14 protein-coding genes and 1 pseudogene are annotated in these 13,779 nt (G+C 70.9%); 5 read left to right on the forward strand and 10 right to left on the reverse strand.

Going from position 1 to position 13,779, the window contains the following annotated elements; all coding sequences use genetic code 11:
- Positions 1 to 13: 13 nt before the first annotated feature.
- Genes H4687_RS45185 through H4687_RS45200 form a run of 4 tightly spaced genes read right to left on the reverse strand, consistent with a single transcriptional unit; the run spans position 14 to position 3,086 of the window.
- Positions 14 to 817 carry a hypothetical protein gene (locus H4687_RS45185; RefSeq protein WP_225968452.1) on the reverse strand — a complete coding sequence of 268 codons (804 nt, stop codon included), beginning with the start codon at positions 815 to 817 and terminating at the stop codon, positions 14 to 16.
- Positions 818 to 836: 19 nt separating this feature from the next.
- The gene (locus tag H4687_RS45190) at positions 837 to 1,748 is read right to left on the reverse strand and encodes an aldo/keto reductase (RefSeq protein ID WP_046916098.1); all 912 of its coding nucleotides are present in this window, start codon (positions 1,746 to 1,748) and stop codon (positions 837 to 839) included.
- Positions 1,745 to 2,917 carry a ribosomal protein uL16 3-hydroxylase gene (locus H4687_RS45195; protein ID WP_046916099.1) on the reverse strand — a complete coding sequence of 391 codons (1,173 nt, stop codon included), beginning with the start codon at positions 2,915 to 2,917 and terminating at the stop codon, positions 1,745 to 1,747. The genes H4687_RS45190 and H4687_RS45195 overlap by 4 nt, the downstream gene beginning before the upstream one ends.
- A gap of 19 nt (positions 2,918 to 2,936) precedes the next feature.
- Positions 2,937 to 3,086 carry a hypothetical protein gene (locus tag H4687_RS45200; RefSeq protein ID WP_167358666.1) on the reverse strand — a complete coding sequence of 50 codons (150 nt, stop codon included), beginning with the start codon at positions 3,084 to 3,086 and terminating at the stop codon, positions 2,937 to 2,939.
- Between the two features lie 501 nt (positions 3,087 to 3,587).
- Between H4687_RS45200 and H4687_RS45205 the strand changes: the two genes are divergently transcribed.
- On the forward strand, positions 3,588 to 4,583 hold the full coding sequence (locus H4687_RS45205) for a hypothetical protein (protein ID WP_225968453.1): 996 nt from the start codon (positions 3,588 to 3,590) through the stop codon (positions 4,581 to 4,583).
- A 106-nt stretch (positions 4,584 to 4,689) separates the two neighbouring features.
- Here H4687_RS45205 and H4687_RS47865 read toward each other — a convergent pair whose 3' ends face one another.
- From H4687_RS47865 to H4687_RS45220, 3 genes are all read right to left on the reverse strand, one after another.
- Positions 4,690 to 5,517: a hypothetical protein gene (locus H4687_RS47865; protein WP_046916116.1), complete on the reverse strand. Its 828-nt coding sequence runs from the start codon at positions 5,515 to 5,517 to the stop codon at positions 4,690 to 4,692.
- Entirely contained in the window at positions 5,514 to 6,152 is a 639-nt protein-coding gene (locus H4687_RS45215) for a sigma-70 RNA polymerase sigma factor region 4 domain-containing protein (protein WP_225968454.1), read from the reverse strand. Before H4687_RS45215 ends, H4687_RS47865 begins: the two co-directional genes overlap by 4 nt.
- Before the next feature lie 267 nt (positions 6,153 to 6,419).
- Positions 6,420 to 6,638 (reverse strand): hypothetical protein, encoded by a 219-nt coding sequence (locus H4687_RS45220; RefSeq protein WP_046916101.1) that lies wholly within the window; start codon positions 6,636 to 6,638, stop codon positions 6,420 to 6,422.
- Positions 6,639 to 7,410: 772 nt separating this feature from the next.
- Here H4687_RS45220 and H4687_RS45225 point away from each other — a divergent pair.
- From H4687_RS45225 to H4687_RS45240, 4 genes and pseudogenes are all read left to right on the forward strand, one after another.
- Positions 7,411 to 7,926 (forward strand): annotated as a pseudogene (locus H4687_RS45225) (DUF6233 domain-containing protein); the annotation flags it as partial.
- Between the two features lie 359 nt (positions 7,927 to 8,285).
- The gene (locus H4687_RS45230) at positions 8,286 to 8,633 is read left to right on the forward strand and encodes a hypothetical protein (RefSeq protein ID WP_046916102.1); all 348 of its coding nucleotides are present in this window, start codon (positions 8,286 to 8,288) and stop codon (positions 8,631 to 8,633) included.
- Positions 8,634 to 9,029: 396 nt separating this feature from the next.
- Positions 9,030 to 9,239 carry a DUF6207 family protein gene (locus H4687_RS45235; protein WP_046916103.1) on the forward strand — a complete coding sequence of 70 codons (210 nt, stop codon included), beginning with the start codon at positions 9,030 to 9,032 and terminating at the stop codon, positions 9,237 to 9,239.
- Positions 9,240 to 9,385: 146 nt separating this feature from the next.
- Complete coding sequence (locus tag H4687_RS45240; protein ID WP_046916104.1) at positions 9,386 to 10,342, forward strand: ATP-dependent DNA ligase; 957 nt, start codon at positions 9,386 to 9,388, stop codon at positions 10,340 to 10,342.
- A gap of 376 nt (positions 10,343 to 10,718) precedes the next feature.
- Here H4687_RS45240 and H4687_RS45245 read toward each other — a convergent pair whose 3' ends face one another.
- From H4687_RS45245 to H4687_RS45255, 3 genes are all read right to left on the reverse strand, one after another.
- Positions 10,719 to 11,783, reverse strand: coding sequence for a hypothetical protein (locus H4687_RS45245; protein WP_046916105.1), 1,065 nt, complete (start codon positions 11,781 to 11,783; stop codon positions 10,719 to 10,721).
- A gap of 407 nt (positions 11,784 to 12,190) precedes the next feature.
- The gene (locus H4687_RS45250; RefSeq protein WP_046916106.1) at positions 12,191 to 12,769 is read right to left on the reverse strand and encodes a hypothetical protein; all 579 of its coding nucleotides are present in this window, start codon (positions 12,767 to 12,769) and stop codon (positions 12,191 to 12,193) included.
- Positions 12,770 to 12,981: 212 nt separating this feature from the next.
- Positions 12,982 to 13,407, reverse strand: a complete 426-nt coding sequence (locus tag H4687_RS45255) for a hypothetical protein (RefSeq protein ID WP_046916107.1) — start codon at positions 13,405 to 13,407, stop codon at positions 12,982 to 12,984.
- Positions 13,408 to 13,779 lie beyond the last annotated feature (372 nt).

The following is a 13,779-nucleotide window of genomic DNA, read 5'->3' on the forward strand; positions in this document are numbered from 1 at the left end:
CACGGGCAAGGCCTCAGTGGGTGTGTCGGCGGTGCAGTTCTTCGGACCAGCCCCGCAGCGGGCCTTCGAGGGTGAGGTTGTCGCCGCGGGCCACAGTCTGGAGCAGCTGGGCGCACACGGTCGCTTCGGCGGCGAGGCTCGCCGGGCTGCCCAGGACAGGGAAGGCGTCGCGGACGCGGGTGGCGACGTCCTCCTGGAGCAGCGAGTAGGCGTAGAGCGTGGCGGCGTCGAACCCTTCCGGAGCTCGGCCCCAGCCCTCCCAGTCCAGCAGGAGCAGCGGCGAGGTGAGGTTCGCCCAGTGAACGTCCGCGTGGGCGGTGGTCCAGCAGGGCACGGCCGGGGCCGGGATGCCCACGAACTCGGGGATGGCCCGGTTCATGTACTGCTGCCGTACAGCGATGCGGCCGGTGTCGACGGCCGCCACTTTCTCCAGCGTCCCGGCGAGGTCGGCCCACCAGGAGTCCGGCAGCTGCAGGTCCTGCTGGAGGACCGGGTCGCCGGACAGGACCGGCTCATCGACGCGCACCGAAAGCTCCGCCCGGTAGGCGGTGCCGACGTCGAAGGCGTCGTGGACGGCCAGGAGCGCGGGCCGGTGCCCGTCGAGGTCGCCGAAGGCATGCTGGGCATCGAGGGCACCGTCCCACAGCTTCCCCGACGCCTTGTCTTCCGGCGCGGACACCAGCCGCAGCCACGCCGGTTGCCCGGCGGCGGTGCGGGCCGGGGCACTCAGGGTGCGCCCGGCCCAACCCCAGAACTCCGAGCCCGGCTCGATCTGCACGTCCAGGGCCTTCGCGGCGCGGGCGTGCTGGGCGCGCATGCGCTGTTCGGTGTCCGGGTCAGGGGGAGGCGAGTACACCAGTGATCTCCCGCAACTGGGCGGCGGTCAGGGAGGGGTGAGCAACGGCGTCGGCCGCCTCCCTCCAGTGTGGCGCACTCGAGGCGGCGATGAGGACGTCCGTCATTCCTGGGCATGACGCGACCGCCAGAACGCACGCCTGTGCGGAGGTCAGGCCGGGCCGGATGAGGTCGGCGAGCTCCTGGTCGACCATGCCGGGCAGCTCACCGCCGTGCAGCGGCGCGGACGCCATCACCCGCAGCCCCGCATCGGCGGCGGCCGGGAGCGGGCCCCGCCCGTCCAGGGCCTGCGTGATCGGGGTCATCATCACCAGGCTGACCGGCATCTGGACCGCGACCAGGTGGTGACTCTGCCCGCCGGCGGCTTCGGCGGCCAGGGCGAGCAGCTCCCCCACCGTGAACGCCTCTTCGTCTAGGCCTGCCCACGTGGCGATCCCGTACCCGGCCACATGCCCGGCCGCCGCGGCTTCCTCCAGGACGACGAACGCGGCCCGGATCGCGCAGTGCAGGGCGGGGCGGTCGCCGGGGTGGGCGCGCTCGGGGTTGTGGAGCAGGACCAGGTCCAGCCGGTCGCGCCCGAGCTGCTCGCGGTTGCGGCCGGTCTGCCAGCGCACGTAGTCCGGGGCAAGGCTGTGCCCAGCCGGGGCCTGGTCCTCGGTGAGGGCACCGGCGTGCACGGCTTCAACACCGGTGGCCGCGGTGAAGTAGCCGGCCTTCGTGGAGACCCGCAGCGATGGGTGGGCGGCCAGGGCCGGGGCGAGCAGAGTCTGTGCGCGGCCGGTGGCGTAGTTGGGGGCGGTGTCGATCCACTGCGCGCCGGAGGCGGCCGCACGGGCGGCCGCCTCCGAGATCGCCCGGCACCGGTAGGTGCCCAGAGCGAGCTGTGCCGTCACAGAAGGCTCCCCACCGTCGCGGCCTGCCCGGCAACGAGCTCCTGGACCAGCCCGGCGACGTCCTCCAGGGCGAGGCCGGCCGTGTCGGCGAGCGCGGCCAGGTCCACGGTCTGCCCGTCGACCAGCGGGCGCAGCACCGCCTCCGCTTCGGGCGCGAACCCGAACGTGCTCCCGGCGGCGGACAGAGTCACCGCGTCCTCGCCGACGTCCAGCACGGCGCGGGCGGTGGTCAGCCGGACCCGCAGAGCGCCGTCGGCCGGGACGCCGTCGATGTACGGCAGGCTCGGTACCATCCTGCCGACGGCCTGCCCATCCATGGCGGCCCGGTAGCGGGCGAGCAGCTCAGGGTCGTCCAGCAGTTCGGCGAGCCGCTTGCGCATCTCGTCCACGGCGTCGGCCTGGACGTCCGGTGCGGCGAGCAGGGGCAGGTCGCGCCGCCAGTCCTCGTGCGTGAGCAGCTGCTCGGACACCCACGCCATCAGGTCGGTCGCGGTGTGGGTCTGCAGGCCGCAGGTGACGTGAAGGGAGCGGGTGCCCTGGTCGGCGGAGACCGCGTGCCACACGCCGCGCGGCACGTACAGCACGTCGCCCGGCCACAGGACCAGGTCGGCGACCGGCTCGGTGGGTGCCTCGCCCGGATCCTCGATGTCGCGGTACAGCGGGAACGGGCGAGTGGTGCCGTAGATCCGCCACCGCTTCGCGCCGTCCAGCTGGACGATGACGGTGTCGTGGTCGTCCCAATGAACGCCGAAGCCCTCAGTGCTGGTCCACGAGGCATAGAGGTTCGCCTGGACACGGGTACGAAGGTCGCGCTCGATCGCTTCGCAGAGGCGGGCGAGGGGCGGGTGAAGTTCGTCGACGCTGTCCAGGGCGAGGGAGGCGCCCTCGGTGAGGCGGGTGTGCAGTTCGGCCGGGTGGAGGCGGTGCCACACGGTGTGGCGGCGCGTGGCCACCGGCGTGGTGTAGCCGCCGACCAGCAGCGTCTCCCCGTCGCGAGAGAGCCTCATCCGGGGCGGCTCCAGTCGGTGGCTGCCGAGGATGTTGTTGAGGTCGTCCCAGGTCATCAGTCCGGCGACGTCGAGGGCGCCGGGTACGTGGCGGTGTTCGCGGTGCAGTGCCTGGGCGAGGAAGTCCTCGCCCAGGCACGCCGCGATGGACGTGTGCGTCATCGCGTAGGGCTCCCGCTCGTCAGTCGTTGCCGTCGCTCTTGCCGGTGCCGCCGCCGTCCGAGGGGATGGCGTTGCGGCCCCGGGCGGCGACGATGGCCCGGCGGGAGCGGACCAGGCCGCCGGTCGACGGCCCGGACGTGGCGGGCGGGGGCGTGGCGGGACTCTGCATGGAATCCTCCTGCGTGGTTGGTAGCCGGGCCCTTCACGGCACGGCCGCGAACACCCCCCAGTACAGCCACGGCGAGCCCTGGCGATAACCCCGTCATGGGGCCCCCACGGTGGGTATGGTCGTTGGGCTGACGCACTGTCATTCCACGGGATTTCAGGGGGACTTGTGGACGACGACTTACCGCCGTCACCTGCCCAAGTGCCGCGCCATTTGCTGGCCGATCCCGGGTTCGTCCGGGCCCTGTACGAGCGGGACTTCACCGTGGTCTTTGCGATGGCCCACGACGTGGGGATCTCTTTCAACCGGATCGCCGAAGCGTGTGCGCTCAAATCCGATCGCGTCAGCCAGATCGCCCGGGGCACCGCATCGGTCACTGCGCTGGCAACTGTCGAGAGAATCGCCGACGGTCTGCGCATTCCCGGTGCCCTCCTGGGGCTTGCTGCGCAACCCTGGGAGGACACCGCCGCTCTCAGCACGGAGTCCGACCATGGAGATGATCCGATGAAGCGCCGCAACCTGCTGCGTGGCGCGCTCGCCGCCGGCCTCACCGCTCCGGCCCTCGCCGCCCTCACCGCCGCCCGGACCGATGTCGACCAGACCCTCTCCCCCGACGCCCCTCAGGACCTGGCCGACCTTGAGGCCGCTGCCGAGAGCTACGGGTACGGCTACCACGGCCAGCAACCCACCCGTGTCCTGGCTGACCTGGTCACCGACTTCACGACCCTGCGCCCGCTGCTCACCGTCCCGCAGCCCGCACCGGTAAGGGCGCGGCTGTGCCGGACAGCCGGGCAAATGGCCGGGATGACCGCGATCGTCTTACACGACCTGGGCAGCCGCCGCGAGTCCCGCGCCTGGTTTAACACGGCCGCCCGGGCGGCCTCCGAATCCGGCGACGGCCAGCTGTACGCCTGGGTCCGGGCGCGCGAGGCGATGGTCCCGCTCAACTACGGCGCCCCGAAGGCTGCGGCTGGTCTCGCCGACCAGGCCCGCCACGCTGCCGGGAACCGGCCGACCGCCGCCGCGGTGTTGGCAGCCGCCGTCGCCGCCCGCGCCTACGCCCTCAGTCACCAGAGCGAGCAGGCCCGATCCGCGCTCGCGGACGCGGACGCCCTCATGGAACGGCTCCCCGAGGGCGAGCGGTCGGACACCTGGCTGACCTACTCCGAGCAGAAGCATCACGTGCACCTCAGCCACGCCTACACCACGCTCGGAGACACGGCCCGCGCTCACGAGAGCCAGCAGCGGGCGCTGGAGCTGTCCGCGCCGACCAGCACCATGACGCGCACCCTGCTGCACATCGACAGCGCGGCCTGCTCCCACCACGACGGCGACAGCGCAGAAGCGTGCCACCGTACGGTCGCCGCGCTCACCGCGCTGCCGGACGGCTACCGCACCGGACTCGTACGACGCCGCGCACAGGACCTGTACGAAGCGATCCCCGCCCAGCACCACCGCGAATTCGCCGTGCGTGAGTTGCGAGACGTCCTGGCGGCCTGAAGTCCGGCAGTCCGGAGCGTGTGCGAAGAGGCTTGAAATGCCGGGCCCAGGGGCGGCTTCGCCTCCGGGGCTCGTGGTGTGTCCAGCCCCGTCCCCTCTGTGGTGTTCAGCGTTTCGCGGTGCCCATCTGCTCGGGGGTGGTCTGCCTGTGCTCACGGTCGACCGCTCTGGTGTCCGGGGATGTGTACGGACCGGGGGTGGGGCGGCTGGGGCGGCTGGCCCAGATGGAGGGGTGGTCGGCTGCGGCAAGGAGGCTGTTGATGCGGCGGGCGAACTCGTGGCCGGGCAGCGGGAGCTCGGTGTCGGGCTCACGGAGGTAGCCGGCCGTGACGGCCGTGGGGATGTAGGCCATGAGTTTGCTGAGTCCGGCGGGCCGGGAGCGGACGGTCTGCTTGGCGAGGTTGCCGAGGAGCCGCATGAAGTGGGTGGTGGTCGTGCTGGTGATGCGGTGTTCTGCCGGGTGCCAGGTGCCGCCGTCGTCGAACGCGGGGGGTTGGGGTGGGGGCTGGACGTCGTCGGTCTGCCGGTGCCAGAAGTCGGCGGTGTCCCTCTCCCCCAGTGCCAGGTGGTGGAGGTAGAGGCAGTAGGCGGCGGCTGCGTGTCCGGCGCCGGCGGCGTACTGCCACCAGAAGCGGGCGCCTTCGTCTGTGTCGGTGAGCTGCAGGACACAAGCGAGGACCAGGGCGGCACGAGGCTCGGGGACTTGGTCGGTGACGAATTTGGCTACGGTGCCCGGTGGGGTGTGCGAGACGAGCGTTTCGCACAGAGTGCGCAGGTCCTCAGCCGCCGCATGGCGGCTAACGCCCGGGGAGCCGTGGCCGGTGTGGTCGGCATCGGGTGCGGACGATGGGGCGGTTGCGTGGACGATGTCGCGCGGAAGGGTGCGCTCGCGGACGAGCATGGCTCTGGAGAGGATTTCTTCGATGCCGGTCACGGGGTGTTCCCTTCGGTCGGGGGCGGCGGGCACAGGACGCTCTCCAGGAAGCGGGTGGCGTGACGCTCGTCCGAGCGGACGGCGGCCAGCGGCACGCCCAGGAGGGCGGAGACGGTCTCGGGCGGGCGGTTCAACAGCCGGCGCAGCACCATGACATCGAGCTGGCTGCCGGGCAGGCGGCTCATGGCCGCGAACAGCTTCAGGCTCTCGGCGATCTGGTCCATGCGGTCGGCCGGGTCGGCGAGGGACTGAAGGGCGGCGGTGTCGAAGGCGGCCATCCCCAGCTCGGGCCGTCCGTCCCGGTGCGGGGTGCCGGCCATGACCGTGGCGCGCAGGACGTTCCAGGCATAGCGGCGGGTGTCCTGGCTGGCCAGGGCATCGTCCCAGGACAGCCAGAGGATGTCGAAGGTGTTGGACACAGCGGCGTCACGCCGGTCGTCGTCGAGGAAGACCTGGGCGTAGAGGTGGTAGTCCAGCTCCACGAGTTCGCGAAACGCGCGGTGATCCAAGGGTGCGGCCGTGTGGGTGGCGGTCAGGATGGGGGTCCGTTCGGTGCAGTCGTCGACCCACTCGCTGCTCCTGTGGGCTTCGAGCGCGGCCTGGCACCACAGCTGGTACAGGGGCCAGTTCGGCATACCCAGCTCCGTGGCCAGTAAGTAGACGATCTCCCAGCGGGGGGTAGAGACCGACACCGCGCAGCAGTTCGGAGAGCTTGGACTTGGCGAACCGCACGCGTGTGCTGAGATCGCTCAGGGTCAGACCGCTGGCGAGATAGCTCTCGCGCATCGGGTCCAGCCAGGCCCGATGGGCGCTGCCGACGAACGAGGCGATCGGTCCGAGCTTGCGGCCGGGCCGGACGATGAACGGTCTGTCGGGTGGTACCGGCGGCTCGGCAGGAGTGATCACGGGGCGTCGTCCTCCTTGTCCGTGGCCGCGTCCACGCGGTTGCCGGTGCCGGGCGCGGTGTGGGAACGGGAGGCGTGCACGATCTGCTGCACGGTCAGGGCAAGGGCCGGGGCGAGCGCGGCCACTGCGGCCGTCTGGCCGGCGGCGACCAGCACGATGCTCCAGGCGAACACCGTTGCCGTGACCGCGGTGACGACTATCTGACGGGACTTCATCCAGGTTCCTCTGCTGTCGGAGGGTCGGCCTCAGGGATCCGGCGGCCCATCCGGAAGGGGCCGCCGCGCACCCCGGGCGGGCGGGTGCCAAGCCGCCGTGCCCGGGGAGGTGAACCAGCATGGCCAGAACGGCAGTTGTGACGCCACGTGATCAAGGAATCACGGAACAATGGCGATCACCGGCACCATCCGAACGCCTCGCTTCAGAACTACGTCGGTCAGAAACGCAAGCAGGCGCGCGGACGGGTGGAAGTTCCCGGATTTCCTTGCAATTGCACGTCGAAGAGACGTCAATAGAACAGACGCCGTTGGTGTCGGCCTTCCATCCGGAAGGGCCCGCCCCCGTGCCAACCCGTCAAGGGGGGAAGCGGGCCATGCCGCTCTCGCCTGGCCAGCCCTAAGGCCAGGCGAGAGCACAACAGTCCCGTGCCGGGACACGAGGACCGTAGACCACGGCACTGACATCAACGCCCGCGATGCTGACGGCGAACTGCCTCCGGCCCCTGCACGACCAGGGCACAGACCCTACGGCGCATCGTGAAGAAGATCGGCCTGCCGTGCAAGAGCTTCCCGAGGACGTCGCCAAAGCGATCGGGAGCGGCCCCTCGGCACTCGCAACCGCATAGCGGGAACGGACCTGGTCTGATCTGGAGGCTGGCCCGCTCGCACCTGCCAGGCCCAAGCGAGGCCGTCGGCTTCGTGGCCGTTTGGACCGCTGCTTACCGTGGGGCCTGTGACAACGCCTTCCGACGATGCTGCCAGGCCCAAGCCGGTGCCGATCCGCGTCGTATTGCCCGCTGATCCTGTGCTGGGCACTCCCGAGCAGGAAGTCGTCGCACGGCTGTGGAAGCGTCGGCAGACGGAAACGGGCTGGGTGTACCTGGTGGGCATGCCGTCGTACCGAGATCGCGAGGACGGCGGTGTGGAGGCGGCGGAGTACCGGGTGTGGGTGCGCGCCCCCGACCACGTACGGCCGGTCGACGGCGTCGACTACGACCAGGTCGTCACCGAGAAGCAGGAGCGGTCACCGCAGTCGGTGGTCCGTGAGGCCCTCGGGGAGCGCCGGCCTTCGGGATGGGTGCTTGCGAAGCTGCGTGACGGCCGCGGCCCGGCCCGGTCCGTCCTGCACGCCCCGGACTGCGAAGAAGCACCGGCGGGCGCGCCGCTGCTCGATGTGGACCGTGCCCTGGACGCGGCAGAGCACCCGGGCACCCGGCTGTGCACCCTGTGCGGAGCCGCGCAGGAGCTGACGCCTCTGCTCCGTGGCTTCGACCACATCACCGACTCCGCCCCCGACGACTCCTGCCCCCGGCCGCCGCACCGTCGGCGGCCCCGGCGCGGCGGCCCCGCCCGGCGCGCAACACCAGCGGACGCGCCCGATCCCCTCGCCCGCCGCCCGGGACCTCACCCACCACCCACCTTCCTTGTTCTTCCTGCTGTGGGGCGTGGTCCGGGGGCGTAGAGGGGATGTCAGAGGCCCGACCACGCCCGTACGGTGGAGGTGACCTGCACGGACGCGGCGGCGTCGGCGGAGCTCGTGCAAGAGAAGTCGCAAGAGATGCCGCAGGAGAAGACGCAAGGGTTGGCGCAGGAGATGTTGCCGCGCGGCAGACCGGAGCACGGTTCGAACAGCAGTACCTTTGCCCCGTGGCAGCCTCGTACGACTTCCCCCAGGACCTGACCGACGCTCAGGACGAACTCCGTCAGGTCCGCGCTGAACTGCGGACCCTCTATCAGCGGGTGCCGTGGTCGGCCGAACCTCTGGACGCCTGGGAGACGCACGACAACGCCTGGCGCCAGGCCTCCCGTCCCGCCTCCCCCGGCTGGGATCCCCAGGACGCGATGGAGATCGCCCGGCTGCGGAAGCGGGAGCTCGAACTCGCTGGAACGATCGTCACGCACGCGTACTGGAGCGAGTTCACCGCGGCCGACGTCCTCGCGGCCCGTACCGCGCTCAAGCACCACCATGAGCAGATGGCCGACGCCTCCAGCTAGCCCCCGACCGTTCCCCGGCCGCCGCCACACCGTCGGCGGCCCCCGCGCGGCGGCCCGCCCGGCGCGCAACACCGGGGAGCGCGCCTCGATCCCCGGCAGCGCCCGCGCCGCCCATCCCGCCCTCCCACTCCCAACTCCAGCAGGGACATGGGCAAAGCGGCCGCAACGGGGATGTCAGCAGCCCGACCACGCCGTACGCCTGTGGTGACCTGGGCGGACTCCATGACACGGTGACGGCCCGCGCAACCTCTACCGCAACACCCAGCGCAACCCGGGGCCCTGCAAGGCGAGGCGCCCGGCGGGCGGGCTGGTCACCGTGTCGGCCGGGACCTACTCAGTCGGGTGAAGACGCCAGGGGCGGAGAACTTCTGCGGGCTGCGGCACGTAGTGCCAGGCATGAGGGAGATCATGGACGCGCACGTGGCAGAGCCGGGCCTGGCTGTCGTGGAGGTCGCGGCCGCCGATGACGAAACCGCGCTTGCGGTCCAGGAGCTGCTCGCCGCGCGGTGCGCGATCGCAGCGGCGGACCGCACGACCCGGGAGCCAGGCGAGCCCGGTGTACGGCTGCGCTGCTTCCTGGACCTGCGCCAGGAACCCGGCTCGTAGCGCTGCGGGCGGGCGGCCGCGGTCCGCTGACCAGCCGTGGTCGGGCTCATGGTCGGGCCGGTGGTCGGTGTGCACGCGCCGCTCGGTTTGCGGACGGACAGACCGGATGGAAGGCATGGGCTGTGACGTGGACGCTGCCAGAACCGATGCTCGCCGCCCCTGTGTCCGAGCCGGTTCTGCTGCCCGGGTGGGCGGCAGAGCCCAAGTGGGATGGGTTCAGGGCTCTGTTGTCCATCGACGCGGGCCGGGTGGTGCTGCGCTCGAGGCGAGGCACGGAGATGGCGGCATCGTTTCCGGAGATCGTGGCCGGGGCCGTGCAGCTACCGGATGCGACCGCGTTCGACGGCGAGCTGGTCGTATGGGATGCCGCGGGCCGCCTCGCGTTCGAGCGGCTGCAGAACAGGCTTGCCCGGCGCGGAGCCGGGGCGGCCCGGGCGGCACAGGAGTGGCCGGCCCACTTCGTCGCGTTCGATGTCTTGCGGCTGTCCGGGACGGACACGACCGGATGGCCCTACCGGCGGCGCAGAGCCGCCCTCGAGTCCGTGTTCGCCGCCCGCGCTCTCATCGCGCCGTGGGTGTTGTGTCCGTCGACCACCGACCCGGACACCGTGCGCGAGTGGCTGACGTGGACCTCGGTCGGCATCGAGGGCGTGCTCTTCAAGCGGCTGGGCGATCCCTACCGGCCTTCCGGCAGAGACTGGCAGAAATACAAGGTGCGCGAGACCACGGAGGCGATCGTCGGTGCTGTCACCGGCTCCCTGACCGCTCCCCGCGGTCTGCTGCTCGGCAGGTACGACGACAACGGGCGCCTGCAGTACACCGGCCGCACCACCACGCTCACCCGGACGGCCAGCGCTACGGTCGCCGGCCAGCTTGCTCCGGCGCAGCACGGTCATCCGTGGACGGGCTGGTCGTTCTCCGCCGGGTGGGGCAGCCGCGAGACACTGAACGTCACGCTGGTGGAACCCGAGCTGGTGGTGGAAGTCGGCGTCGACGTCGCCCGCGACGCTGCGGGCCGGTGGCGGCATCCCGCACGCTGGCACCGTGCGCGCCCCGACCTCTCCTCCGTCGACGTCCCCCGCCTGACACTGCCGCCGCGCTGACGGCGGCCGGGCGCGGAGGCCCCGCCGACGCGCAACGGGTGAGCGCGCGCCGATCCCCGGCTGCGTCCGCGCCGCCCATCCTGCCCTCCCTCATCCTCAACTCCAGCCCAGGGCATGGTCGAAGGGGGCCGCCACGGGGATGTCAGCGGCCCGACCACGCCGAATGTTCGTGGTGACCTGGGCGGACTCCGGGACGTTGTGGAGGCCGGCGCAACACCTACCGCAACCCCCAGCGCAACACTTGACGCAATCTCCACCGCAACGCCGGGCCTTATGAGGTGAAGCGGCGGCCGGGGTGGGTTTGTTGATGGGCACCGACACCATCGTGGTGCTGCGGTACGGGGCCGAGCCGCCAGACCCGGCCCCGTAGACAGTGCTAGATGAAGATCTGCTCGAAGCCCCAGATGCTGGGGCCGCCGGAGCCACGGTGGAGGACCACGATGCGGTTGTCGTGGTACTTCGCCGGAACGGGCACCCCGGGTCCGGGGAGGTTGCCGCCCAGCCGCTCGGCGTCGGCGAAGGCGTTGCTGTTGGGCTGCCTCTGCTCGCAGATGTAGAGGCTGCGGTCGTTGGCGACGACGAATACTTCCAGGCGGCCGTCCATGGCGAGGATGGCCACCGGTGTCTCCACGATGGTCCCCTGGGTGGTGCCGGGCGTGCCGTAGGTGGTGCCGTAGCCGGCGGGCTGGACGGCGTGGTAGCCGGTGGTGCCGGCCCGCCAGAAGACGCGGATGCGCTGGTCGGCGTCGGTGGCAGCGGTGGGACTGCCGACGACTCCGGCGTTTTGGGCGGAGGCGGGGAAGTAGCTGGTCCAGGTGCTGGTGCTGTCGGGGTCCTGCTGGCTGATCCCCCAGATCTCGTCCTGGTGGCCGTGGACGAAGGCCTGGATGCGTCCATCGCCGCTGCGGGCGGCGGCGGGTGCCAGATGGTTGTTCGTGCCGGTGTCCCCGGCCAGGCTCTGGGGCGGGTCCCAGGTCGCGTAGTCGACATCGTGCTGGTCGACGTGCCACAGGGCGCGGTCGGTGCCGTTGTAGAAGACGGAGATGCGGCCGTCCGCGTTCAGGACCGCGGCCGGGTCGCTCGCGGCTCCGGAGGCGATCGGCGTGACCACGTCGTAGGTGCTGTTGATGACGCTCTGGCGCAACGCCCAGATGCGGTCGTCCGGGCCGCGCCAGAAGACGTTGACGATACCGTCAGGGCCGCGCAGGGCGACGGGGGTGCCCGCGACGGTGCCCTGGGTGCCGGCGACCAGTGTCCAGTTCGCCTCCCAGCTCCAGTCCCGCTTCTGCGATTTGACGTAGAGGTCAGGGCCCAGGCCCCGTACGAACACCGACAGGCGGTCGTCGGCGTTCGGGGCGACGGCTGGATCTAAGCTGACGCCGCCGCCGAGGGCGACCGCCTGCGATGACCAGACCAGACCGGGGGTGGTGGAAGGTGCCATAGAACTCTCCCCTGCTCACACAGCACGACATGGCTCGCCGGGTCGGCTCGCGTCCCCTGTGGGTGACCCGCGCCTTCCCGGCTCCCGGAGATTCGCAGTCGCCGGGCAGGACACGCCCGGGTTGGACTGGCGTCCATCCGATGCGGTGATATCCGGTTTAGGTGGCGGGAGCCAAGGTGCCGCGAACGTCACCAACGGCACAGCGGACAGGCTTGAGTCGTGCTCTGGCGGCGCGGGCCGGTTCCCCTGTGCGGTGAGGCGTGACGCGGCCAGCAGGCAGGCAGTTCGCCACCGCATCTCCGGTGGGGGGCTCGCCCGGCTCCCGGCGTGAGCCCGGGAGCCGGGCGAGCCGGGAATACGCCGGGCCCCGGCAGTCTGTGACCGCCGGAGCCCGCACGCTGGTGTGATCAGCCTTGGGCCTGGTGGATCTTCCAGTCGGCGACGTTGGAGCTGCGGTTGAAGTAGGCGTTGGTGCACACGTCGTACTTGGCGCCGGTGTCGGAGCTGCCGCCGTTGGTCTCCAGGAAACCGCCGTTGTCGTCCCAGGTGTTCCAGAGGAGGACCGTGTCGCCGAATCGGACCTTCTGGTCGGCGGGGGCGGAGGTCTGGGCGAAGATCCGCCAGCGTCCGGTTCCCGGTGCGCGGTCCCTGGCCGGGGAGGTGGAGACGTCGTACTTGGCGCCGTCGTTCGCCTGGGTGGTGGTGGGGCCGCTGTTGGTGTCGAGGTAGCCGCCGTCCCCGCCGTAGAGGTTGCGCAGGTAGATCAGATCGCCGCTGGTGACAGGCTGGCCCGCGGCCTTGCCGGAGGCGGACAAAATCTCCCAGGTGCCGGTGCCCTGCGCGCGGGCCGGTGTGTTGGTGGTCGAGACGCCGTACTTGGAGCCCTGTGCGGGGTTGCCGCTGTTGGTGTCGAGATAGCCGCCCTGCCAGCCGCCGTAGCCGTTCTGCAGGTGGATCAGATCACCGTACTTGAGCTCGTTCGCCATCTGGAATTCCCCTTGTCCGCCGATGTCTGTCTCGAACCCGGACGGTCCTTACCGGAAAGCCCCTCAGCGCCCCCGCTGCGGGACGCGGCCCCTGCTTCCGTCCAGGCCGGGAGGTCGGGATCCCGCACCGAAGTTCGATGACGGGCGCCATCCCCCGCCCCCCTCTTTGTTCCTGCCGCCCTTGTCCGGCTTTGCCGCCCGAAATGAATGGCCTAGAACCCGGGGCTCACCCAGTGCGCCATGACTCCCGTACGTCCGTCGCCGTTGCTGAGGACGGCGGTGTTGCCCCCACCAATGCGGTACGCGTGGAGCGTGATGACGTCGTTGACGTCGAACTTCTCCAGGATCGTCTGCCCCGCGGTGGTCTGCATGACCGCGTTCCCGCCGGTGAGGGCTTCCGTGCCGGGGATGAGCTGACCGTTCTTGAACAGCGCGGTGCGCACGAGCTCACCCGCTCCGCCGGTGTACGAGCGGGCGTGGTAGGAAATCTCCCACACCCCGGGGTGGAGGATCTTGAGTTCCTCGACCTCGGAGATCCGCTCATCGGCGCGATCGGCGCCGGAGAGGGGGTGGTTGAAGTCGACCGGGACGGTCTGGAGCCACGTCGAGCCCTTCCGGTAATTCGCTGGAGTCGTCATGCCATTCCTTTGCCGCGCCGGGATACACACTGACCGTGCCGGGTGCTGATGCCGCCAGCACGGACCTATGAGAGCGGCACCACCCGCAGTCGCGGTAGGCAGCCCAGGGACCGGCAGGCCAATCCCTCCTTACGGGTTTAATCCGACTTTCCGGTCCTGCACCAAGGGCCCCCCGCACGCAGAAACCCTTCTCCATACAGGCGTTCACCCGTCATCGCGCTCCACAACGGCGGAAATACGGCTCTCCCACCACCCATCCCGTCATCCGCAGGGGTGAACGACACCACTCCCGAGTTGACGTTGGCCCTGCCACAAGGGCGGTCCCTGCCGGCTTGGTTGGTCCCTGCGAGGCAGCCGTCGACGCACACGCCC

Origin of the sequence: Streptomyces stelliscabiei, assembly GCF_014873495.1 — a bacterium.
Classification (GTDB): domain Bacteria; phylum Actinomycetota; class Actinomycetes; order Streptomycetales; family Streptomycetaceae; genus Streptomyces; species Streptomyces bottropensis.

What these genes read in the sequence shown, in the direction of transcription:
- H4687_RS45250 (WP_046916106.1), bottom strand. Translation starts at nt 12,769, where the DNA reads ATGGCGAACGAGCTCAAGTACGGTGATCTGATCCACCTGCAGAACGGC.
- H4687_RS45245 (WP_046916105.1), bottom strand. Translation starts at nt 11,783, where the DNA reads ATGGCACCTTCCACCACCCCCGGTCTGGTCTGGTCATCGCAGGCGGTC.
- H4687_RS45195 (WP_046916099.1), bottom strand. Translation starts at nt 2,917, where the DNA reads ATGACGCACACGTCCATCGCGGCGTGCCTGGGCGAGGACTTCCTCGCC.
- H4687_RS45220 (WP_046916101.1), bottom strand. Translation starts at nt 6,638, where the DNA reads ATGAAGTCCCGTCAGATAGTCGTCACCGCGGTCACGGCAACGGTGTTC.
- H4687_RS45235 (WP_046916103.1), top strand. Translation starts at nt 9,030, where the DNA reads ATGAGGGAGATCATGGACGCGCACGTGGCAGAGCCGGGCCTGGCTGTC.
- H4687_RS45205 (WP_225968453.1), top strand. Translation starts at nt 3,588, where the DNA reads ATGAAGCGCCGCAACCTGCTGCGTGGCGCGCTCGCCGCCGGCCTCACC.
- H4687_RS45200 (WP_167358666.1), bottom strand. Translation starts at nt 3,086, where the DNA reads ATGCAGAGTCCCGCCACGCCCCCGCCCGCCACGTCCGGGCCGTCGACC.
- H4687_RS45185 (WP_225968452.1), bottom strand. Translation starts at nt 817, where the DNA reads ATGCGCGCCCAGCACGCCCGCGCCGCGAAGGCCCTGGACGTGCAGATC.
- H4687_RS45255 (WP_046916107.1), bottom strand. Translation starts at nt 13,407, where the DNA reads ATGACGACTCCAGCGAATTACCGGAAGGGCTCGACGTGGCTCCAGACC.
- H4687_RS45240 (WP_046916104.1), top strand. Translation starts at nt 9,386, where the DNA reads ATGCTCGCCGCCCCTGTGTCCGAGCCGGTTCTGCTGCCCGGGTGGGCG.
- H4687_RS45215 (WP_225968454.1), bottom strand. Translation starts at nt 6,152, where the DNA reads ATGCCGAACTGGCCCCTGTACCAGCTGTGGTGCCAGGCCGCGCTCGAA.